General features: G+C 39.0%; 13 protein-coding genes and 1 pseudogene. 12 read left to right on the forward strand and 2 right to left on the reverse strand.

Annotation, left to right across the window (positions count from 1 at the left end; all coding sequences use genetic code 11):
• Together ACYQ35_RS00795 and ACYQ35_RS00800 are read right to left on the reverse strand one after the other, a co-directional pair.
• The coding region (locus ACYQ35_RS00795; RefSeq protein WP_459829190.1) for an Rpn family recombination-promoting nuclease/putative transposase at nt 1–595 on the reverse strand (595 nt) is incomplete at its 3' end.
• A 114-nt stretch (nt 596–709) separates the two neighbouring features.
• On the reverse strand, nt 710–2,059 hold the full coding sequence (locus ACYQ35_RS00800) for an MATE family efflux transporter (protein WP_459829193.1): 1,350 nt from the start codon (nt 2,057–2,059) through the stop codon (nt 710–712).
• Between the two features lie 151 nt (nt 2,060–2,210).
• Here ACYQ35_RS00800 and ACYQ35_RS00805 point away from each other — a divergent pair, with 151 nt between their 5' ends.
• From ACYQ35_RS00805 to ACYQ35_RS00860, 12 genes and pseudogenes are all read left to right on the forward strand, one after another.
• Nucleotides 2,211–3,608 carry a Wadjet anti-phage system protein JetA family protein gene (locus ACYQ35_RS00805; RefSeq protein WP_459829195.1) on the forward strand — a complete coding sequence of 466 codons (1,398 nt, stop codon included), beginning with the start codon at nt 2,211–2,213 and terminating at the stop codon, nt 3,606–3,608.
• The gene (locus ACYQ35_RS00810; RefSeq protein WP_459829198.1) at nt 3,609–4,247 is read left to right on the forward strand and encodes a DUF4194 domain-containing protein; all 639 of its coding nucleotides are present in this window, start codon (nt 3,609–3,611) and stop codon (nt 4,245–4,247) included.
• A complete protein-coding gene (locus ACYQ35_RS00815) occupies nt 4,204–7,587 on the forward strand; it encodes an SbcC/MukB-like Walker B domain-containing protein (RefSeq protein ID WP_459829201.1) in 3,384 nt (1,127 codons plus the stop codon). Before ACYQ35_RS00810 ends, ACYQ35_RS00815 begins: the two co-directional genes overlap by 44 nt.
• Nucleotides 7,565–8,758, forward strand: coding sequence for a Wadjet anti-phage system protein JetD domain-containing protein (locus tag ACYQ35_RS00820; RefSeq protein WP_459829204.1), 1,194 nt, complete (start codon nt 7,565–7,567; stop codon nt 8,756–8,758). Before ACYQ35_RS00815 ends, ACYQ35_RS00820 begins: the two co-directional genes overlap by 23 nt.
• A 799-nt stretch (nt 8,759–9,557) precedes the next feature.
• The gene (locus ACYQ35_RS00825) at nt 9,558–9,752 is read left to right on the forward strand and encodes a DUF1016 N-terminal domain-containing protein (protein WP_459829207.1); all 195 of its coding nucleotides are present in this window, start codon (nt 9,558–9,560) and stop codon (nt 9,750–9,752) included.
• Between the two features lie 38 nt (nt 9,753–9,790).
• Nucleotides 9,791–10,566 (forward strand): annotated as a pseudogene (locus ACYQ35_RS00830) (PDDEXK nuclease domain-containing protein).
• A gap of 134 nt (nt 10,567–10,700) precedes the next feature.
• Complete coding sequence (locus ACYQ35_RS00835; protein WP_459829210.1) at nt 10,701–11,360, forward strand: DUF5710 domain-containing protein; 660 nt, start codon at nt 10,701–10,703, stop codon at nt 11,358–11,360.
• Between the two features lie 18 nt (nt 11,361–11,378).
• Nucleotides 11,379–13,367, forward strand: coding sequence for an excinuclease ABC subunit UvrB (uvrB, locus tag ACYQ35_RS00840; RefSeq protein WP_459829245.1), 1,989 nt, complete (start codon nt 11,379–11,381; stop codon nt 13,365–13,367).
• Nucleotides 13,368–13,376: 9 nt separating this feature from the next.
• Entirely contained in the window at nt 13,377–16,223 is a 2,847-nt protein-coding gene (uvrA, locus tag ACYQ35_RS00845; RefSeq protein WP_459829213.1) for an excinuclease ABC subunit UvrA, read from the forward strand.
• A 123-nt stretch (nt 16,224–16,346) separates the two neighbouring features.
• Complete coding sequence (mreB, locus tag ACYQ35_RS00850) at nt 16,347–17,336, forward strand: rod shape-determining protein (RefSeq protein ID WP_009460446.1); 990 nt, start codon at nt 16,347–16,349, stop codon at nt 17,334–17,336.
• A gap of 67 nt (nt 17,337–17,403) precedes the next feature.
• Complete coding sequence (recD2, locus tag ACYQ35_RS00855) at nt 17,404–19,617, forward strand: SF1B family DNA helicase RecD2 (protein ID WP_459829217.1); 2,214 nt, start codon at nt 17,404–17,406, stop codon at nt 19,615–19,617.
• 21 nt (nt 19,618–19,638) lie between these two features.
• Nucleotides 19,639–20,334, forward strand: a complete 696-nt coding sequence (locus ACYQ35_RS00860) for a ComF family protein (protein ID WP_459829221.1) — start codon at nt 19,639–19,641, stop codon at nt 20,332–20,334.
• Nucleotides 20,335–20,349 lie beyond the last annotated feature (15 nt).

Below are 20,349 nucleotides of genomic sequence, written 5' to 3' on the forward strand. Positions count from 1 at the left end.
ACTTTTCTTCATAGTCTCGTTTCCTTACATATGTATCCTGAAAATCATTCTGACTTTCTTTTAAGTCTGCTTTAACAAATTTAAGAAAGCGGATAAGTTCTTCCGATACTTCCTCGTCGTTGCGACCTTTTGTGCTTAAGAATATAATGTTTCTTTTATCATGTAATTCAGCATTTGCGGTTTCTTTGCATTCCATTTGAAAAGTATATTTGTATTTCTGCTCATTAAACGCGTCGAAATCACAAATAAAAATGACGTAACTATTTGGGAGTTCAGCATACTCGGAACCGGATAACAACATTTCCATATCCATTTGACTTTGATAATATCTGCTTCTTAGTCCTAAAGAATTCTGAGTGGATACTTGCATTTCTACATTATAGCGGGTATTCTTTTCGTCTTTTGCGTACACATCTAATCTTACACCTTTATATTCAGGGTGATATACGATATTTTTCTCTGTACTGACTTCCACATGGTCGATTGGTATTTGCAATGCCTTTTCTAAAAATTCTTTGCAGTTATCTTCGTCTAACATTACTGCTGCAAACATAAAATTATCTTTAATTGTAAGGTTTTTTAACTGTTTCTTCATCTGGTTTTCCTCCATTTACAGAGGAATTCTATAAATGGATTATAGCAGATTGGAGGACGAAGCACCACCTATTTAGTAAAAAATGGATAATTAATAATTATTTCCACATATCCATTACTTAGAAAGTCGTTTCTTTTTCTGATATAGGTAATATGGTAGCAGCAGTAATACGGTGGCTGCCCATGATACCGGATAACTGTACAGAAGTGTTGAAACTTCATTTCTCATAGGGGTGATAAACATAACCCACGGAATACGGATAAAACAAACTCCGCCCAGTGTAATTAACGTAGGGATAAATACATCTCCGATGCCTCGAAGCGCCCCTGAAAAAATCTCAATAAAGATAAAAATCATATAACTTGGTGTAATCAGTCTTAGCATATAAACGCCGAGGTCAATAACATTCGGATCTGTCGTAAAAATGTAATACAACGGACGGCAGGCAACCATAAGGAAAGTCAGCAGTACCGCTGAAACGCCAAAAGCCATAAGCAGACAGACGCGAACACTTTTCTTTACACGTTCATAAAGTCCGGCACCGTAATTTTGTCCTGCAAATGTTGTAATGGCAATTCCGAAAGAACCACAGATTGTCCAGAAAATCGCATCTAGTTTTCCGTAGGCAGCCCATGCGGCAGCAGTATCCGTTCCGAAATTATTTACGGCAGCCTGGATAACAATATTTGTCAGACTGTACATACAGGATTGCACACCGCTTGGCAATCCAATTTTAAATTCGGATTTCAATAATGTAAAATGTATTCGGATTTCCTGTGGAATTAATTTTAGCATATCACAGGAAGTCATTAATGCCCGCGTAACTAAAACGGCGCTGACTGCCTGTGCAATTAATGTAGCAATGGCAGCGCCTGCAATACCCATATGGAAATAGACAACAAATAAAATATCTAATCCGATATTGATAAAACAACATACAATTAAATAGTACAGCGGTCTTTTGGAGTCACCGATTGCCCGCAAAATGCTTGATCCTATGTTGTAAATTAACATGAAAAGCATACCTGCAAAGTAAATTCTAAGATAAAGTACGGAATCATCAAATATATCAGCAGGCGTTTTAGTGATTTCCAATAACCATGGCGTTAAAATCAAACCTGCTATGGAAGTAATGACGCCGAATATAATGGAAAATGCGTAAGCGGTATGTAGTCCTTTCTGCATATTTTCCCGGTCATTTGCACCGTAAAATTGAGAAATAATTACACTTGCTCCGGCAGAAAGTCCGGTAAAAAATCCAATGACAAAGTTGACAAGAACAGAGGCAGAACCTCCAACGCTGGCAAGCGCCTCCTTGCCGACAAAACGTCCCACGATAATTGCGTCCACCGTATTATATAATTGTTGAAATAATGTTCCGACAACAATCGGAAAGAAAAATATTAGCAGTTGTTTCCAAATAACGCCCTCTGTAATAGGGTTCGCTACTTTATTTTTCTGCATAAAATCACTCCTCTCAATTTTCTCATTCCTACCAGCAATCATATCATAGGAATTGTCAAACGTCATCGTTTTTTGTAAAAAAATCAATTACATTTATTTCTCCCTTTGATATAATAAAAGATATAGATATGGAAAGAAAAGAGGTAGACGAGTGAATTTAATAAATAAAATTCCAACGGAGTTTTATAAACTTTTTGCAAGTAAATATAGAGCGTATTATCAAAAATTCCTGTTGGCGATTTATGGAGAAACGAGTAAATCCTACTCTCTTTTAGGATTAACCGAAGAGGAATGCAAATGCATTATGAATGAAAATATAGCGGACATGGTGTTGGAGTGGAGTGAAGAACAGGCAGATGAGGAAGGCGAATTTCTTACAAGGGCAAATATGGCGTCCGTATGTCTGAAAAATTTGGAAAACTGGGGCTGGCTTCACAGGGACTACGATGAGACCTTAAATCAATATGTCGTATCCTTTCCTGAATACAGCCGTTTATATGTGGAACTTTTTGAAAAACTGTTCAGCGAGGAAGGAAACAGGGAGAGAGAAAGTGTACTTGCCGTATACAGTCATTTGTACACATACAGTTCGGACATGGAGAAGAACAATGATATTTTAAAAAGTGCATGGAATACGTCACGCACCCTTGTACAGATGCTTGCAAATATGCAGGAGGGAATAAGGGGGTACTTTGATGAACTTTCCAAGCAGAAAAGTTTCTTAGGCATTCAGGAAGTGCTTGTAAAAGAAATCAATAACAGTGACAGCAGAAAATATGCGATTTTGACTACCACAGACAGTTTTTACCGATATAAAGAGGCGGTAAAAGAACTGATAGAGAAGAATTTGGGTGAAAATGAAAAGAGAAGGCAGTCTTTTATGGAAAAAAGACTGCAGTTTGAGAAGGACAGTCCTCAGTATGCGAGGAATGAAAGAGCGATAGAATTGTGCGAAGAGGCGATGGATATCATTTACAGAATTGAGCGCGAATTTGACACGATTGAGAGAAGATACAACAAACTGATTGAGCAGAAAACAATTTTTGCCAACCGCGCCGCAGCAAGAATACGATATCTTCTAATGGAAGGGGTAGCGGAAGAAGACGGAACGGTTGCTTTTGTAAATTTACTAAATCAGAGCAGCAAGAGGGAGGAAATTCTTGCAAAACTGGCAGCGGGAATGGGTATGACCGAGAGGTACAGAGAGGTTACCGATAAAAGTATGTACAGACAGAAAAACACGGATAAAGAAAAATTTACTCCTGCGACAGTAAAAGAGATTCCTGTTGAAGATGAGGGATTGGAAGAATTTATATTAAAACCTCTCTATACGCAGAAAGAAATCAGAGATTTCCGCAGGAAAAATGAGAAAGCCGGGGAATTTATCGTAACGGAAAACACGGTTCAGTCAATCGAAGATTTGGAAAAACTGTTTTTTGTATGGCAGGAAGTGACCGAGCGTGCAGAGAGCGATGCGGACGTGGCAATAGAAGAGGAAGTGGAGACAAAAGGCTTTAAATTTTCAAAACTTAGAATAAAGGAGAAATAAATGTTTAAATATATGGAAGAACTGTCGTTGACAGAGGCGGAAAACTTAAGAAAAACAATATCGAACCTGTTTAAACAGACGTGTATTTTACAGGTAAAATACGATCCGGTAACATTGACGCCGAGGGACAACATTTATTATGAAATGTGTGTAAGGCATAAAAAATTTATCGAAGATTATTTGATGGTACTTGGGTGCGAACTTACACACGATCCGCAGGAGCATATTTTCCGTCTGACCGGAGAGGGAGTGGAGACGGAAAGGTTCAGCCTTACAACAACGATTATTATTTTAATGATAAAGATGATTTATCGGGACAAGATTCTCGGGGAAGGGCTGGAAGCTACGGTAACTACGTTGGAGGAAATCCGCGAGTACGGGAAAAATACAAATCTTCTAAATAAGAAGTTAAAAGTGGCAGAGTGGCATGAGGCACTCTATCTTTTGAGTAAACATCAGATGATTGAACTTCCGGGGGCAGTGCGCGATGTGGAAGATACAACACCGATTTATCTTTACAGTACGATTAATTTATATTGCAGTTCATTAAATATCAATGCGCTGTTGGAAGAATACAGAGAGGAAATTGTTGAGAATGAAACAGTCGAAGAAAATCTTTACGAAAATGTTATTGAATAACTGGGGCGGGATCAGCCATAAAGAATTGGTATTTCATGAATATGTCAATCTGTTCAGCGGCAAAAGCGGTTCGGGAAAATCTACGGTTATGGACGCAATTCAGGTTATTCTATACGGAAGTGTGGCGGCTTCCTTTTTAAATAAAGCGGCGGACGATGCGAAAAACAGAAGAAGTGTTTTAAGTTATCTTAGGGGCGAGCAGAAAGATGGGACGGCAAACCGTGACGGTATGGATTTTTGTTCCCAAATTGTCTTGGAAGTGGAAGACAGATCAACCCATATTGTGACATGTATCGGAGTCGCTTTTGAGGTAGGAAAAAAAGACCTAGAATTGAAACGCTATAGTTTTTTCAGCCATTCGGGAAGACTCGCCGAGGACGGATATATAGCGGAGGACGGAAGCCCGTACACCCTTGCCCGATTAAAAAAACTAATTGAGAGAAGAAAAGAATCAGAAGATAATCGGGGAAGAGGCGATGTAAACCGCCTGTATCCGTCAAAAGAATCGTATCTGAATACACTTTACGATGTGATTTTAGGATACATTGAGCCGGGACGCTTTATGACAATGGAAAAAAGTGCCATTGCACTTCGCATGACAAACGGAACGGGGCAGTTTATTCGAGATTATATGTTTCCAAAAAGTAAAGAAGGAACGGTGTCTGTGATCAGTGAACAACTGGGAGCGTATCGCGAAATTAAAGAACGGGTGGAAGATTTGGAAAACCGTATACAACTGCTTGAAAATATCAGGGAACACAACCTGAACCTGATTCAGTTTAAGAGCGATGCCATTCGCACACAGGCAATATTGAAAGTAATCACAATAGAGAGTCTCAAAGCACAGTTACAGTCAAAAAAGGAAACTTTAGAGTCTGTTATTGATACTGTAGAAAAGATTGGGGAAACATGCCGGATTTTAGAAGAACAGGAGAATAAATGTTTTGAAGAAAAGGTGGAAATTGAGGCACAGATTCGGGCGAGTGATTATGGACAGAAAGAAAAAGAATTGGAAGAAATACGCTATACGATAGAAATTTTGGCGGGAAGTTCCGCTCAGTGGAGAGCAGTGCTTCACGGACTGAGTGCATGGGAAGAGAATGAAGATATAAGCGCGTATCTCTCAAATCCGGCATTACACACAATAAGAGAGGTTACGGAAGGAAATGTAACGGAAGAAATTCTTACAAAACTGAAGAAATATTTGAAGGATACGCTGGAAAATATTGAGGAAGAGTTACAGGAGTTACAGTACAGCATACGAAAAACAGAAAAAGAGTTAGCCGAGAAACAAGAAATTATCGAAGATTTAAAAAATGATAGAAAACCATATAAAAAGGAATTGAAAAGGGCCAGAGCAAGATTGCAGAATGCGTTAAGTGACCGCTATGGACGAACAATCCATGTGGGAATCTTTGCGGATTTGTTTGATATTACCGATGAAAAATGGAAAAATGCAATCGAGGGAAGATTAGGACGAATAAAATACAGTCTTGTTACCGCACCGGAGTATGCGTTAGAGGCAGCGACAATTTTCCGAAAAATGCGGGAAAAAGAATTTGAAGAAGTCAATCTCATCAATACAGCGGCAATTAAAAGAGATGAGCCGAAAGCAAGGGAAAATACATTGTACGAGGCAGTAAAAACAAGTGAAACTTATGTGGATTTATGCCTGAAACAATATTTGGGAAGAATAGTCAAATGTGAAACAATAGAGCAATTACATGAAGTCAGAGAAGGTGTTACACCGGACTGCTACTCTTACAGCAACTATATGTTCCGTCACCTGAGAGAAAAAGACTACGGAGATTACTCGTGTATCGGAACAAAAGTATCCAAGTTGAAATTGCAGGAGTTGGAAGATGAAGCGTACCTCTTAAAAAAACAATTGAAGGCGGACAGGCAGATGAAGGACAGCCTGAAAAAAGCAAGAACATTTGAGCAGTTGAACAATAAAAATGCGGAACAATTGATTCAAATGTCTAAAGCATCGGAAGATTTGGAAAACTACTATAAAAAAGAAGAGAAACTGATTCGGGAGTTACAGGAATTAAATGCGGGTACGCTTTTGCCGCAACTGAAAGAAATGAAAAGGCAGTTGGAAGAAAAAATTGAGACACTTCGTGAAGAGTTGCAAAAGAGAAACAAAGAACGTCTGGAGCGTATTAAAATACAGGGAAATGCGGAGACAGAACTGAAAACAGTGGAGAGCAGACTGGAAGACGAATTACAGGGGTATGTCAAAAACGAAGCACTTGAGCAGGAAGTATTGCGGGAACTGGAAACGAAAAATGAATATACTTACCGCAGGCAGAAACAGAAAGAATTAGAAAAACTGGACAAGGCTATTGAGGAAGAAACGGAACAACGTTTAACAGCCAGAGATGAATTTAACCGTCAATATTCTGCATATGGATTTACAGGAAGAGAGCCTCAGAACGATGTGTACGACAGAGTGCTTGAACAGTGCAAAAAAGACTTTGAACCAAAATATAAAGCGGAGTTTGAGCAGCAGTATCATCTTGTATACCATACTTTACGGGAAAATGTTATCGCGACAATTCACGGGGAAATTAAGGCGGCATTTCGTCATAAACGGGAGATAAACCGAATGCTTGGAAAAATTCGTTTCTCCGACAGTATTTACCAGATAGATATTCTTCCCGCCGAAAATGAAAACAGACAATTTTACGAAATGCTTATGGCACCGGAATTGGACAGCAAAGTGTTTGATAATCATGGATATGAAGGGCAGTTAAGTTTGGGAGAAGATGAATTTTATCAAAAATATGAGACACAGATTTTAAGGCTTACGGAAAAATTCATGCCGCCGAGAGATGAGGACAGCGGAAAACGTACAGTTTACAAAGAAGAAATGGAGCGCTATGCCGATTATAGAAATTATCTCAATTTCAATATGTATGAGCAGGTTGAAGATGAGGACGGAAACATAAGAAAAAATGCGGTTGATGATATGGCGGGAAGAGATTCCGGCGGAGAGGGACAAAACCCGAAATATGTGGCGCTTCTTGCAGGATTTGCAATGCTCTATATGAACCAGAGCAACAGAGATTCAAAAATCCGCCTTGTTCTTTTGGACGAAGCATTTTCCAAAATGGACAAGGAAAGAAGTGAAGTATGCCTTCATTATGCAAGAGAACTGGAACTACAGTTGATTGTCTGCGTGCCTGATGAGCGTCTGCAGTCACTTATCAGAAATGTGGACAGCGTATACGGATTCCGCAGACATCAAAATCAAATTTCCATGATGCACATTGACAAAGGCGATTATCTGAAAATGATTGAAGGTGAGGAACATGAAAAAATTGCTGACGCTTAGTCGATGGATAATTGACAAAACAAATGTGGATTCCTATCGCGCCGGGCGGCTGCAGGGGGAAAAACACCCCTGCGTAGACCAGTCGCTTTTAAATCAACTGGGAGGTATGGCGAACCTGTTGAAACAGGCGGAAGAAATGGAGAGAGATGCGGGCTTAAACAAATATATCCGGTTCGATTGGAGAGATATGGGAAAAGACATCACCAAAATGCACTATTCCATAGACATTATTCCTCTTCTCTGCAAAAAAGAGGGAATTGAAGATTCTCTGGAAAAGCAGAGAAGATATATAGAAAAAATAGAAAATCTGTTATCGGAAGTTTCGCGGGCGGAGACAAATTGGCTGTATTCTTACTACAAATCTCTTTTGGTCAGATTGAAACAGGGGAAAAATGTAAAAGAAATGGAAGATGAAACCTTATTCCGCTGTCTTCAGGGAATGGCAGCTATACAAAATCCTCTTTGGAAACGTATTTTCAGTGCAAATGTCCTTGAAAATTCCAAGAAATTTGAAAAGGAATACGAAACAAAAGTTGTTGGAATTTTGCGAATGTATTCCGATTTGCCGGATAAGGACAATATGACAGACGAAGAAATTTTAAAAAGTTATGGAATTCTTTCCTATGCACAAGTCTTGGAGTGGAAAGGTACGGTTATTTATAGGTTAGATACAGGTAAAACAGTTGATACAAGTGATTTTTATTATGGAACAATTATCAACTCACAGACATTGGAACATTCTAAGCCGATAGCAATTCCACATATACGAAAAATTATGACGATAGAGAACAAGGCGAATTATGAAAATATGGTATATGAAAAGGATACGCTATATATTTACTGTCATGGTTTTTTCTCGCCAAAAGAAGTGAAATTTTTGAACGAACTCACAAAACTGACAGATGAAAATGTGGAATTTTTGCATTGGGGAGATATGGATTTCGGTGGTATTCGCATTTTCTTATTCAATAAGGAAAAAATTTTTCCTAAATTGAAACCATATAAGATGGGTAGGGAGAGTTTTCTTGAGGCAATCGGGAAAAATGCGGGGATTGATTTGGAGGAAAGAAAAAGAAGAAGTCTTGAAGAGATGAAAGCGGGGGAATTGGAAGAATTAAAGGAATGTATTTTGAACTATGGAGTGGAGATAGAGCAGGAGATGGTAATATAGCCTTGTTTTCACTGAGAGAATATTGACTTTGATTTCAAAAAATTATACTGATGAAACAGAACTTTACATGCAGGTATATGGGGACAGTCAGAAAGGCTGTCCTTTTTCTATGTCTAAATTTACAAAACAATAATAATTTAACTATGCTAAAGAAGATAACTTATGAAACAGAAGAGCAAGATTTGTATAGTTATGCGTGAGAAGCAAAGAAAATCTTAAAAAGAAAAGTTGACACTAAACAGCACATAGGCTAAAATGGAATGAGAACGTTTGTTCTTTGAGAGCGGCAATAAAAATGCTATGATGCCTTTCCCGATAATGCAGTTGAGTATTTCGGGAATTACTATTTATAAGGCGGAAAATGAGTGTATTGAGTGCTGTTTTGTAGATTTTAACGTTGTTTTAGTGGTCTATGCGGACAGAATAATACTAGATGAAACAGGTAAAAATAGATGAACAGGTGGCCTGATTCGTACATAGAGGAATTGTTTTTGTGTTCGCAAGAGGAAATTTCATTAAGGTGTATTTGCAAGTTGTTTTAAAAAAGTTGTTTTGAGAGTGTGTATATTTGTGTATGGGAAAAAATGTAGAAACGCATACTATTAATTATCATTTGAAAAAACATTTGCAGATGGGGAAGTAGATTCACCTAGAGCAGACAGTGAAAAGCAACACATAGGATTACAAACATGGAAAGATGTACCTAATGGGAAAATACAAAGATTAGATGATACGAGGCGGATAAATGGAATTTGACACAAAAAATAAAAAGTGGAAATACTAATGAGAGGAAGATTAAATGGCCAATAGAGAGGTTGGATTTATTGTGACAGAGGAATATAGACATTGGATCAATGAGGCGAAAAAGAGAATAAAGCAAAGCCAGATAAAAGCTTCTGTTAAAATAAATTATGAGTTATTAGATTTATATTGGGAACTAGGAAGGGACATCGTAAATAAACAAGAAAATGCTAAATGGGGTGATGCCTTTTAAGTGTGATGAGTAAAGACCTACAGAAAACTTTTCCCGGAATGTCTGGGTTTTCTGCTCAAAATTTGCGAAGTATTCGATTTTGGTATAAATTTTATAATGACAATGCAAAGTGCTTACAAGTTGTAAGCAAATTTGAAATGGTAGAAAAAATGGTGAAAAGCATACCATGGGGACATAATCAACGGATTATGTATAAATGCAAAGATATAAATGAAGTTTTGTTTTATGTACAAAAGACAATGGATAATAATTGGAGCAGGAATGTTCTAGAACATCAAATAGATTCTAATTTATATGAGAGGCAAGGAAAGGCAATTACAAACTTTCAAGTGAAACTTCCTATTCCACAGTCCGATTTAGCGGAACAAACGTTGAAAGATCCATATAATTTTGACTTTCTTACATTGCGTGAAGAGTATGATGAAAAAGAGTTGGAAGATGCATTAGTAAATCAGATTACGCAATTTCTTTTGGAACTCGGAACAGGATTTTCATATATATATTGTTTTATCATGTTCGTTTACATTCTTATGTGGTCATAGAATTAAAAACAGAAAAATTCAAACCAGAGTTCGCAGGAAAATTAAATTTTTATGTTACAGCAGTTAATAAAAATATGAAATCAAAACAGGATAACCAGACAATAGGAATTCTTATTTGTAAAGATAAAGATGATGTTGTGGCAGAATATTCTTTAGACAATGTATCACAGCCAATTGGAATTGCACGGTATGAATTGACGAAGGTGTTGCGGGAAGAATTTAAGAGCAGTTTGCCTACGATTGAAGAGATTGAAAAAGAATTATCGGAGTAATAAATTTGGAAGTGCAATGGAAGTGAGTTAAGATGAAAGTTTTATTTGATAAAAATTGCATTTTAGTAGGGTGGTACAGAAATAGAGATGGGAAGGTGTTTGTGATTTTTTAGTTTATTAGGGAGGATATAAAAATGGCATTAATTTTAAAAGTACCTTATGAGGAAAAAGATGAAGCTAAAGTTTTAGGTGCAAAATGGAATCCACAATTAAAAAAGTGGTATGTAGAAAAGCGAAAAGATTATCACAAATTTATAAAATGGATTCTTGGTGATAAAGAGCAAGTTTACATTTTGTGCGATTATTTCTATATTGTAGAAGGGTTTCATACGTGTTTTAAATGTAGAAATTTGACCCAGGTCATTGGATATGGAGTAAAAAAATATTTTGATGTCTGTAATCCAGAACTATATGGAGATGAGAAAGCATGGAGTTTTGAAGATGATGAAATACATATTGCTTCACACATTTATCCTTTGCCAGAGAAGGTGTTAAATTATTTGAAGGATAAATATGGATATTATGAATCATATTCTAAGACAATCCAAAGTTCATACTTGGCAAATCATTGTTCCAATTGTAAGGTAATACAAGGTGATTTTTACTTGTTTGGTGAAGTTGATTCTCCGTTTTTTATTGATTCCGAGGAACGAGCGCGGAAGTTGAAGTTGTATAGAGTTCCGTTGAAAAACGATATAATTGTTGAAGCAGATATAGGACGGGGATCAGAAGACTGGCTGATAGAAGTTTTTGCGCAAAGTATAGATTTAAGTATTGATGGGAGGGTGGAATAGATGGCAGGAGGAAACTACATGGATCATTTTGAATTAATATCGGAATACGCCCCAACCGGTGACCAGCCACAAGCAATTGAGCAGCTTGTAAAAGGTTTTAAAGAAGGCAATCAGTGCCAGACGCTTCTTGGTGTTACCGGCTCAGGTAAGACATTTACGATGGCAAATGTCATTCAACAACTGAATAGACCTACATTAATTATCGCCCACAATAAAACTTTAGCAGCCCAACTTTATGGGGAGTTTAAAGAATTCTTCCCGAACAATGCGGTAGAATACTTTGTCTCCTACTACGACTATTACCAGCCGGAGGCTTATGTCCCATCATCAGACACATATATTGCCAAAGACTCTTCTATCAATGACGAGATTGATAAATTACGTCATTCAGCAACGGCAGCACTTTCTGAGAGAAGGGACGTCATTATTGTGGCGAGTGTTTCCTGTATCTATGGGCTAGGTTCACCGATCGATTATCAGGAGATGGTAATTTCACTTCGTCCGGGAATGATAAAAGACAGAGATGAAGTAGTGGCAAAACTGATTGAGATACAGTATGACAGAAATGATATAGATTTTAAACGTGGGACGTTTCGTGTCAGGGGAGATGTGTTGGAAATATTCCCGGCAATTTCAGAAGAATATGCCATTCGAGTAGAATTTTTTGGAGACGAAGTGGAGCGTATTACAGAGATAGATGTGTTGACAGGAGAAATTAAAAATGTGTTGAACCATGTGGCAATTTTTCCGGCGTCCCATTACGTTGTTTCCAAAGAAAATATGGAAAAGGCAACGAAGGCAATTGAAGAAGAATTGGAAGAGAGAATACGCTATTTTAAAGGGGAAGATAAATTACTGGAAGCACAGAGAATTTCAGAACGAACGAATTTTGATATAGAAATGATGAAAGAAACCGGATTTTGTTCAGGGATTGAAAACTATTCCAGACATTTGACAGGGCTTAAAGAAGGACAGCCCCCACATACATTGATAGACTATTTCCCAGACGATTTTCTCATTATGATAGACGAATCTCATAAGACAATTCCGCAGATTGCAGGAATGTATGCCGGAGACCAGTCGAGAAAATCAACATTGGTAGATTATGGTTTTCGACTCCCGTCAGCAAAAGATAACCGTCCATTAAATTTTGAGGAGTTTGAAAGCAAAATCAATCAGATTTTATTCGTTTCTGCAACACCGGGTGAATACGAAGAGAAAAACGAGTTGTTAAGGGCAGATCAGATTATCAGACCGACAGGACTTTTAGACCCTGAAGTAGAAGTCAGAGCAGTGGAAGGGCAAATTGATGATTTAGTAGGCGAAGTAAATAAAGAGATTGCGAAGAAAAATAAAGTATTGGTGACAACTCTGACGAAAAGAATGGCGGAAGATTTGACCGATTACATGAGAGAATTGGGAATTCGTGTAAAATATCTGCATTCCGATATTGATACTTTGGAGAGAACGGAAATTATAAGAGACATGCGTCTGGACGTTTTTGATGTTCTGGTAGGAATTAACCTGTTGAGAGAAGGGCTGGATATTCCTGAGATTACGCTTGTTGCTATATTGGACGCAGATAAAGAAGGGTTTCTGCGTTCAGAGACATCGCTTATCCAGACAATCGGTCGTGCTGCCCGTAATGCGGAAGGTCATGTTATCATGTATGCGGATACGATGACGGATTCCATGAAAAATGCTATCAGGGAAACCGAGAGAAGACGAAAAGTGCAGATGGCATATAATGAAGAGCATGGAATTACACCGCAGACGGTAAAGAAAGCAGTCAGAGATTTAATAAGCATTTCCAAGAAAGTTGCATCAGAAGAGTTGCAAATGGAAAAGGATCCTGAATCTATGAGCAGATCAGAACTGGAAAAACTGATTAAAGATATGACAAAACAGATGAAAAAGGCGGCAGCGGAGTTGAATTTTGAGATGGCGGCTCAAGTGAGGGATAAATTGGTGGAATTAAAGAAACAATTACAAGAGATAGAAAGTTAGGAGTATAAAATGGCTAAGAAAACAGAGCAGAAACAATATATTAAAATCAGAGGTGCAAATGAGCATAATTTGAAAAATATAGATGTGGATATTCCGAGAAATGAGTTGGTTGTATTGACGGGACTTAGCGGTTCGGGAAAATCTTCTCTTGCTTTCGATACGATTTATGCAGAAGGACAGAGAAGGTACATGGAGTCGCTTTCGTCATATGCGAGACAGTTTTTGGGGCAGATGGAGAAACCGAATGTGGAGAGCATTGAAGGACTTTCTCCGGCTATTTCCATTGACCAGAAATCGACAAACCGAAATCCGCGTTCTACCGTTGGAACAGTAACGGAGATTTATGATTATTTTCGACTTCTCTATGCAAGAATTGGTATTCCTCACTGTTATAAATGTGGGAAAGAAATTAAAAAGCAGACGGTAGACCAAATGGTAGACCAGATTCTTGAATTGCCTGAAGGAACAAAAATACAGTTGCTCGCACCGGTTGTGCGTGGAAGAAAAGGGCGCCATGAAAAACTGTTTGAGAGAGCGAAAAAGAGCGGGTATGTTCGTGTTCGCGTAGATGGAAATTTGTATGAACTGACAGAAGAAATTGTTCTGGATAAAAATATTAAGCACAATATTGAAATTATTGTGGACAGGCTGATTGTTAAACAGGGGATAGAAAAAAGGTTGACGGATTCCGTGGAGAGCGTTTTGTCACTTGCTGAAGGATTGATGACGGTAGATGTTATCGGAGGAGAGGAGATTCACTTCAGTCAGAGTTTCTCCTGTGCTGACTGTGGAATCAGTATTGATGAGATTGAACCTAGAAGTTTTTCGTTCAATAACCCGTTTGGTGCGTGTCCGGTATGCTATGGTCTTGGCTATAAAATGGAATTTGATGTTGACTTAATGATACCGGACAAAAGCCTGAGTATTGATGAGGGCGCAATTACAGTTATGGGGTGGCAGTCATGCACGGATAAAGGAAGTTATACGAGGGCTATATTGGACGCTCTTGCAAAAGAATATCATTTTTCTCTTGATACACCGTTTCAGGATTATCCTCAGGAGATACAGGATATTTTGATTCATGGAACAAATGGAAAAGAAGTAAAAGTATATTATAAGGGACAGCGTGGTGAGGGAATCTACGACGTGGCGTTTGAGGGTATCATTAAAAATGTGGAAAGACGTTACAGAGAAACCGGTTCTGAGACAATGAAAGCGGAATATGAGTCCTTTATGAGAATTACACCATGCCATGAGTGTGGCGGACAGCGTTTAAAGAAAAGTGCGCTGGCAGTTACGGTAGGGGGAAAGAATATTGCGGAAGTGACGAATCTTTCTATAGGAAATTTACAGGAATTTCTGGATACATTAGAACTTACACCTACACAGGAATTGATTGGAGGACAGATATTAAAAGAAATTAAGGCGAGAACAGGTTTCCTTATTGATGTAGGGTTGGATTACCTCACATTGGCAAGGGCAACGGGAACACTCTCAGGAGGGGAAGCACAACGTATTCGACTTGCAACGCAGATTGGTTCCGGATTAGTCGGTGTGGCATATATTTTGGACGAGCCAAGTATTGGGCTTCATCAGAGGGATAATGATAAATTGCTGAAGACATTGAAACATTTGAGAGATTTAGGCAATACTCTCATTGTAGTAGAACATGATGAGGATACAATGCTGGAAGCGGACTATATTGTAGACATCGGACCAAAAGCGGGAGAGCATGGTGGTGAAGTTGTGGCCGTAGGAACGGCAAAACAGATTATGAGAAATAAAAACTCCATTACCGGTGCTTACCTGAGCGGACGCATTAAAATTCCGGTGCCGGAAGTAAGAAAGCAGCCAACAGGATTTTTAAAAATTGTCGGTGCGAGAGAAAACAACCTGAAAAATATTGATGTGGATATCCCTTTGGGAGTTCTTACCTGTGTTACCGGTGTATCTGGTTCGGGAAAAAGTTCGCTGATCAATGAGATATTGTATAAGAAACTGGCGAAAGAACTAAACAGGGCAAGGACAATTCCGGGAAAACACGACAGAATAGAAGGTGTTGAGCAGTTGGATAAGGTTATTGATATTGACCAGTCTCCAATCGGAAGAACACCGCGTTCCAATCCGGCAACATATACAGGGGTTTTTGATTTGATTCGAGATTTGTTTGCAGCGACGGCAGATGCCAAGGCGAGAGGGTATAAAAAAGGAAGGTTTAGTTTCAATGTCAAAGGCGGAAGGTGTGAGGCCTGCAGTGGAGACGGTATTTTAAAGATAGAAATGCATTTCCTGCCGGACGTATATGTACCGTGTGAAGTGTGTGGCGGAAAACGTTATAATAGAGAGACGTTGGAAGTGAAATATAAGGGGAAAAGCATTTATGATGTGCTGAATATGACGGTGGAAGAGGCAATGCACTTCTTTGAAAATGTCCCTTCCATTAGAAGGAAAATGGAGACACTTTACGATGTGGGATTATCCTATGTTCGTTTGGGGCAGCCGTCCACTACTCTTTCGGGAGGAGAGGCACAGAGAATTAAACTGGCAACAGAGTTGAGTAAACGAAGCACGGGGAGGACAATCTATATTTTGGACGAGCCGACAACGGGACTTCATTTTGCGGACGTGCATAAACTTACAGAGATTTTAAGAAGGCTGGCGGAAGACGGAAACACGGTTATTGTTATTGAACACAACTTAGATGTGATTAAGACGGCTGATTACATTATTGACATTGGTTTGGAAGGGGGAGATAGAGGCGGAACCGTAGTGGCAACGGGAACGCCGGAAGAAATTGCGAAGAATCCGAACTCGTATACAGGAAAATATATTGACGCAATCCTTAAGAAAAACTAAAAATAGAAAAAAAGTCTTTCCATTTATTACAATTTTGATTATAATAAGAATCATATGTGATGATTTAGTGTCAACAAGTACAAAGGATATAAGAATAGATGAGTTTTGGAAAGGAGAATTTAGATGTCAATAGATATCGGTATTGATTTAGGAACCGCGAGTATTCTCGTGTATGTAAAGGGAAAAGGTGTAGTTTTGAAAGAACCGTCTGTAGTGGCATTTGATAGAGATACAAATGTGATTAAAGCAATTGGAGAGGAAGCAAGATTGATGCTCGGAAGAACTCCGGGTAATATCGTTGCAGTAAGACCACTTAGAAAAGGTGTTATTTCTGATTATACCGTCACAGAAAAAATGATTAAATACTTCGTTCAGAAGGCTATGGGAAAACGTACATTTAAGAAACCACGTATTAGTATCTGTGTTCCAAGTGGGGTAACAGAAGTAGAAAAGAAAGCAGTAGAAGAGGCTACTTTTGCAGCAGGAGCAAGAGAAGTTCATTTGATTGAAGAACCGGTAGCAGCAGCAATCGGAGCGGGAATCGATATTGCAAAACCATGTGGAAATATGATTGTAGACGTAGGAGGGGGTACTGCAGATATAGCGGTTATCTCTCTTGGCGGTACAGTTGTTAATACATCGATCAAGATTGCCGGAGATGATTTTGATGAAGCGATTGTTCGCTATATGCGTAAGAAACACAATCTCTTGATTGGAGAGCGTACAGCGGAAGACATTAAGATTAAAATCGGGACAACTTATCCGTTAGTGGAAGATGAGACGATGGAAGTAAGAGGACGTAACCTTGTTACAGGACTTCCGAAAACAGTTACAGTGACATCTTCAGAGACGGAGGAAGCACTCCGCGAGACAACAGGACAGATTGTAGAAGCAGTCATTGGGGTGCTTGAGAGAACTCCACCTGAATTGTCAGCAGATATTTTGGACAGAGGTATTGTCCTTACAGGCGGTGGTGCAATGCTTCGAGGATTGGAAGAATTGATTGAAGAAAGAACAGGAATCAATACGATGACTGCGGAAGATCCAATGAAAGTAGTTGCAATCGGAACGGGACAGTTCGTTGAATTTATGAGTGGAAGAAAAGATGCGTAAATAGATGGCGAGGGATTAATCCCTTGCCTTTTTCAATCCTGATTTTATAACAAGGAGGAGACGAGAGGTGGAAGTTGTTACAGGGTATGTGGAACATATTGTTTTCCGCAACGAAGATAACGGCTATACTGTTTTTCAATTTAATACGGAGGACGGCGATTTAACCTGTGTGGGGAATTTTCACTATATCAGCGAGGGAGAGATGTTGGAACTGAGCGGGGAATATGTAACGCACAAAGTATACGGCGTACAACTGCAGGTTCTTTCGCATAAAGCAAAAGAGCCGGAAGATTTATTTTCGATTGAGAGATATCTCGGTTCGGGGGCAATAAAAGGCTTGGGAAGCGCTCTTGCCGGAAGAATTGTAAGAAGGTTTAAAGAGGACACAATCCGTATTATCGAAGAAGAACCGGAAAGGCTGGCAGAAGTGAAGGGGATCAGCGAGAAAAAAGCGCAGGAAATTGCAGAGCAGGTGGAAGGTAAGAAAGAGATGCGAAATGCAATGATTTATTTGCAGAAATATGGGATTTCCACTACACTTGCAGCAAAAATATATAAAAAATATAAGGACAGTGTGTACCGTGTTTTGGAGGAAAATCCGTATCGTCTTGCAGATGATATACAGGGAATCGGTTTTAAGACAGCAGACGAGATTGCATTGCGGATAGGTATTCACACGGATTCGGATTTCCGTATTCGCAGCGGTATTTTTTATGCTCTCCTTCAAAGTGTGGCAGACGGTCATATTTATCTTCCGAAAGAGGAACTGCTCAAAAAGGCGGGAGAGATTTTGGAAGTAAATATTGAAGATATCGAAAAATATCTGATGGATTTATCTATGGAAAAGAAAGTCGTTTTAAAAGAAAACGAGGGACAAATCAGAGTGTATCCGTCAGGATACTATTATATGGAACTGAATACAGCGAAAATGCTCCATGATTTGGATATCCATGAAGAAATATCGGAGAGCATGGTGGAAAGGCGTCTGCATAAAATCGAAGATAATACGGGAATGATTTTAGATGAAATGCAGAGAAGAGCGGTTATTGAAGCGACAAAACATGGAATTTTAATTGTGACCGGAGGACCGGGAACGGGAAAAACGACGACAATCAATGCAATGATTCATTATTTTGAGAGCGAGGGATTAGACATTACGCTGGCTGCACCGACGGGGAGGGCGGCAAAGCGAATGACTGAGGCGACAGGATACGAAGCGCAGACAATTCACCGCCTTTTGGAAGTGAGTGGCAATCCGGAGGACAGCGAAAAGAGGGGCGGCTTTGGAAGAAATGAAGAAAATCCGCTGGAAACAGATGTGATTATCATAGACGAAGTATCTATGGTAGATTTAGCGCTAATGTATGCCCTTCTCTGTGCAGTTACCGTTGGGACAAGAATTATTTTAGTCGGTGACGGTAATCAGTTACAGTCGGTTGGAGCGGGAAATGTACTGAAAGACATGATAGCGTCAGAGTGTTTTCCGGTTGTGCGTCTGACAAAAATTTTCAGACAGGCAACAGAGAGTGATATCGTTATGAATGCCCATAAAATTAACAGAGGAGAAAGAGTAGTTCTGGATAATAAAAGCAGGGATTTCTTTTTTCTTAAACGGCAGGACGCCAATACAATAATCAGTGTCATTATTACATTGCTGCAGAAAAAGATGCCCAAATATGTGGACGCACAGCCCTATGACATACAGGTGCTTACGCCGATGAAGAAGGGGCTTTTGGGGGTAGAGAGGCTCAATAAGATTTTGCAGCAGTATATGAATCCGCCGGAAAAAAAGAAGGCGGAGAAAGAATATGGGGAAAAACTTTTCCGTGAAGGCGATAAGGTAATGCAGATAAAGAACAATTATCAACTGGAGTGGGAAATTTCTACAAAATTCGGTCTTGTTGTGGATAAAGGTATAGGTGTGTTTAACGGGGATATGGGAATTATCACCCAAATTAATACATATAACGAAACGCTGGAAGTGGAATATGATGAAAAGCGAAAAGTGACTTATTCGTTTCAGTTATTAGACGAACTGGAATTGGCATATGCTATAACTATCCATAAATCTCAGGGGAGCGAATATCCGGCAGTGATTATTCCGCTTCTTCAGGGACCGAGACAGTTATATCACCGAAATCTGCTTTATACGGCGGTTACAAGAGCAAAGAAATGTGTGACTCTGGTGGGAAGTGACGGTACATTTTATGAGATGATAGAGAATACAAACGAACAGAATCGGTATACGAGTCTGGCGGAACGTATTCGGGAATTTATGTGATAGTAGAGTCTGTAAAGGAACATGATAAAAAGAATATTGGAGTGGCTGTATCCGCCGGTATGTGTATTTTGCGGAAAAATATGTGAACAGGGCATATGTGCGGAATGCAGAAAAAAAGTGGGGATAATCGGAGAACCGAGATGTAAAAAATGTGGAAAACCGATACGGCTGGAGGAAGCAGAACTTTGTTATGACTGCGAGAGGGAAGAACTTGACTATGAGCAGGGGAGAAGTCTGTGGCTCCATAAAATGCCGGTGAGCAGTTCTATTTATGCGTTTAAGTACAAAAACAGACGCATATATGGTGAGGTTTACGGAAAAGAAATGGCAAAAACTTTTGAAAAGTTAATTCGGCTGTGGGAGATAGATGTCATTGTTCCCGTTCCTTTACATCGAAAAAAACAGAAAAAAAGAGGCTTTAATCAGGCAGAAATTTTGGCAAAAGAAATTGGTTTGCGAACCGGCCTGCCTGTCGACACGACTTTGGTAAAAAGAAAAATAAATACAGTGCCTCAAAAAGAGTTTTCAAGAAGAGAGAGAAAGAAAAACCTGAAAAATGCTTTTGAAGTGACGCGGAAAATAAAGGAAAAAAACGTATTAATTATAGATGATATTTATACGACGGGCAGCACAATTCACTCGATGAGCGTTTTGCTGAAAAAATCCGGTGCGGAAAAAACGTATTTCCTAACTATAAGTATTGGACAAGGATTGTGATTAATGCTATACTAA

It is taken from the genome of Faecalimonas hominis (assembly GCF_054660755.1).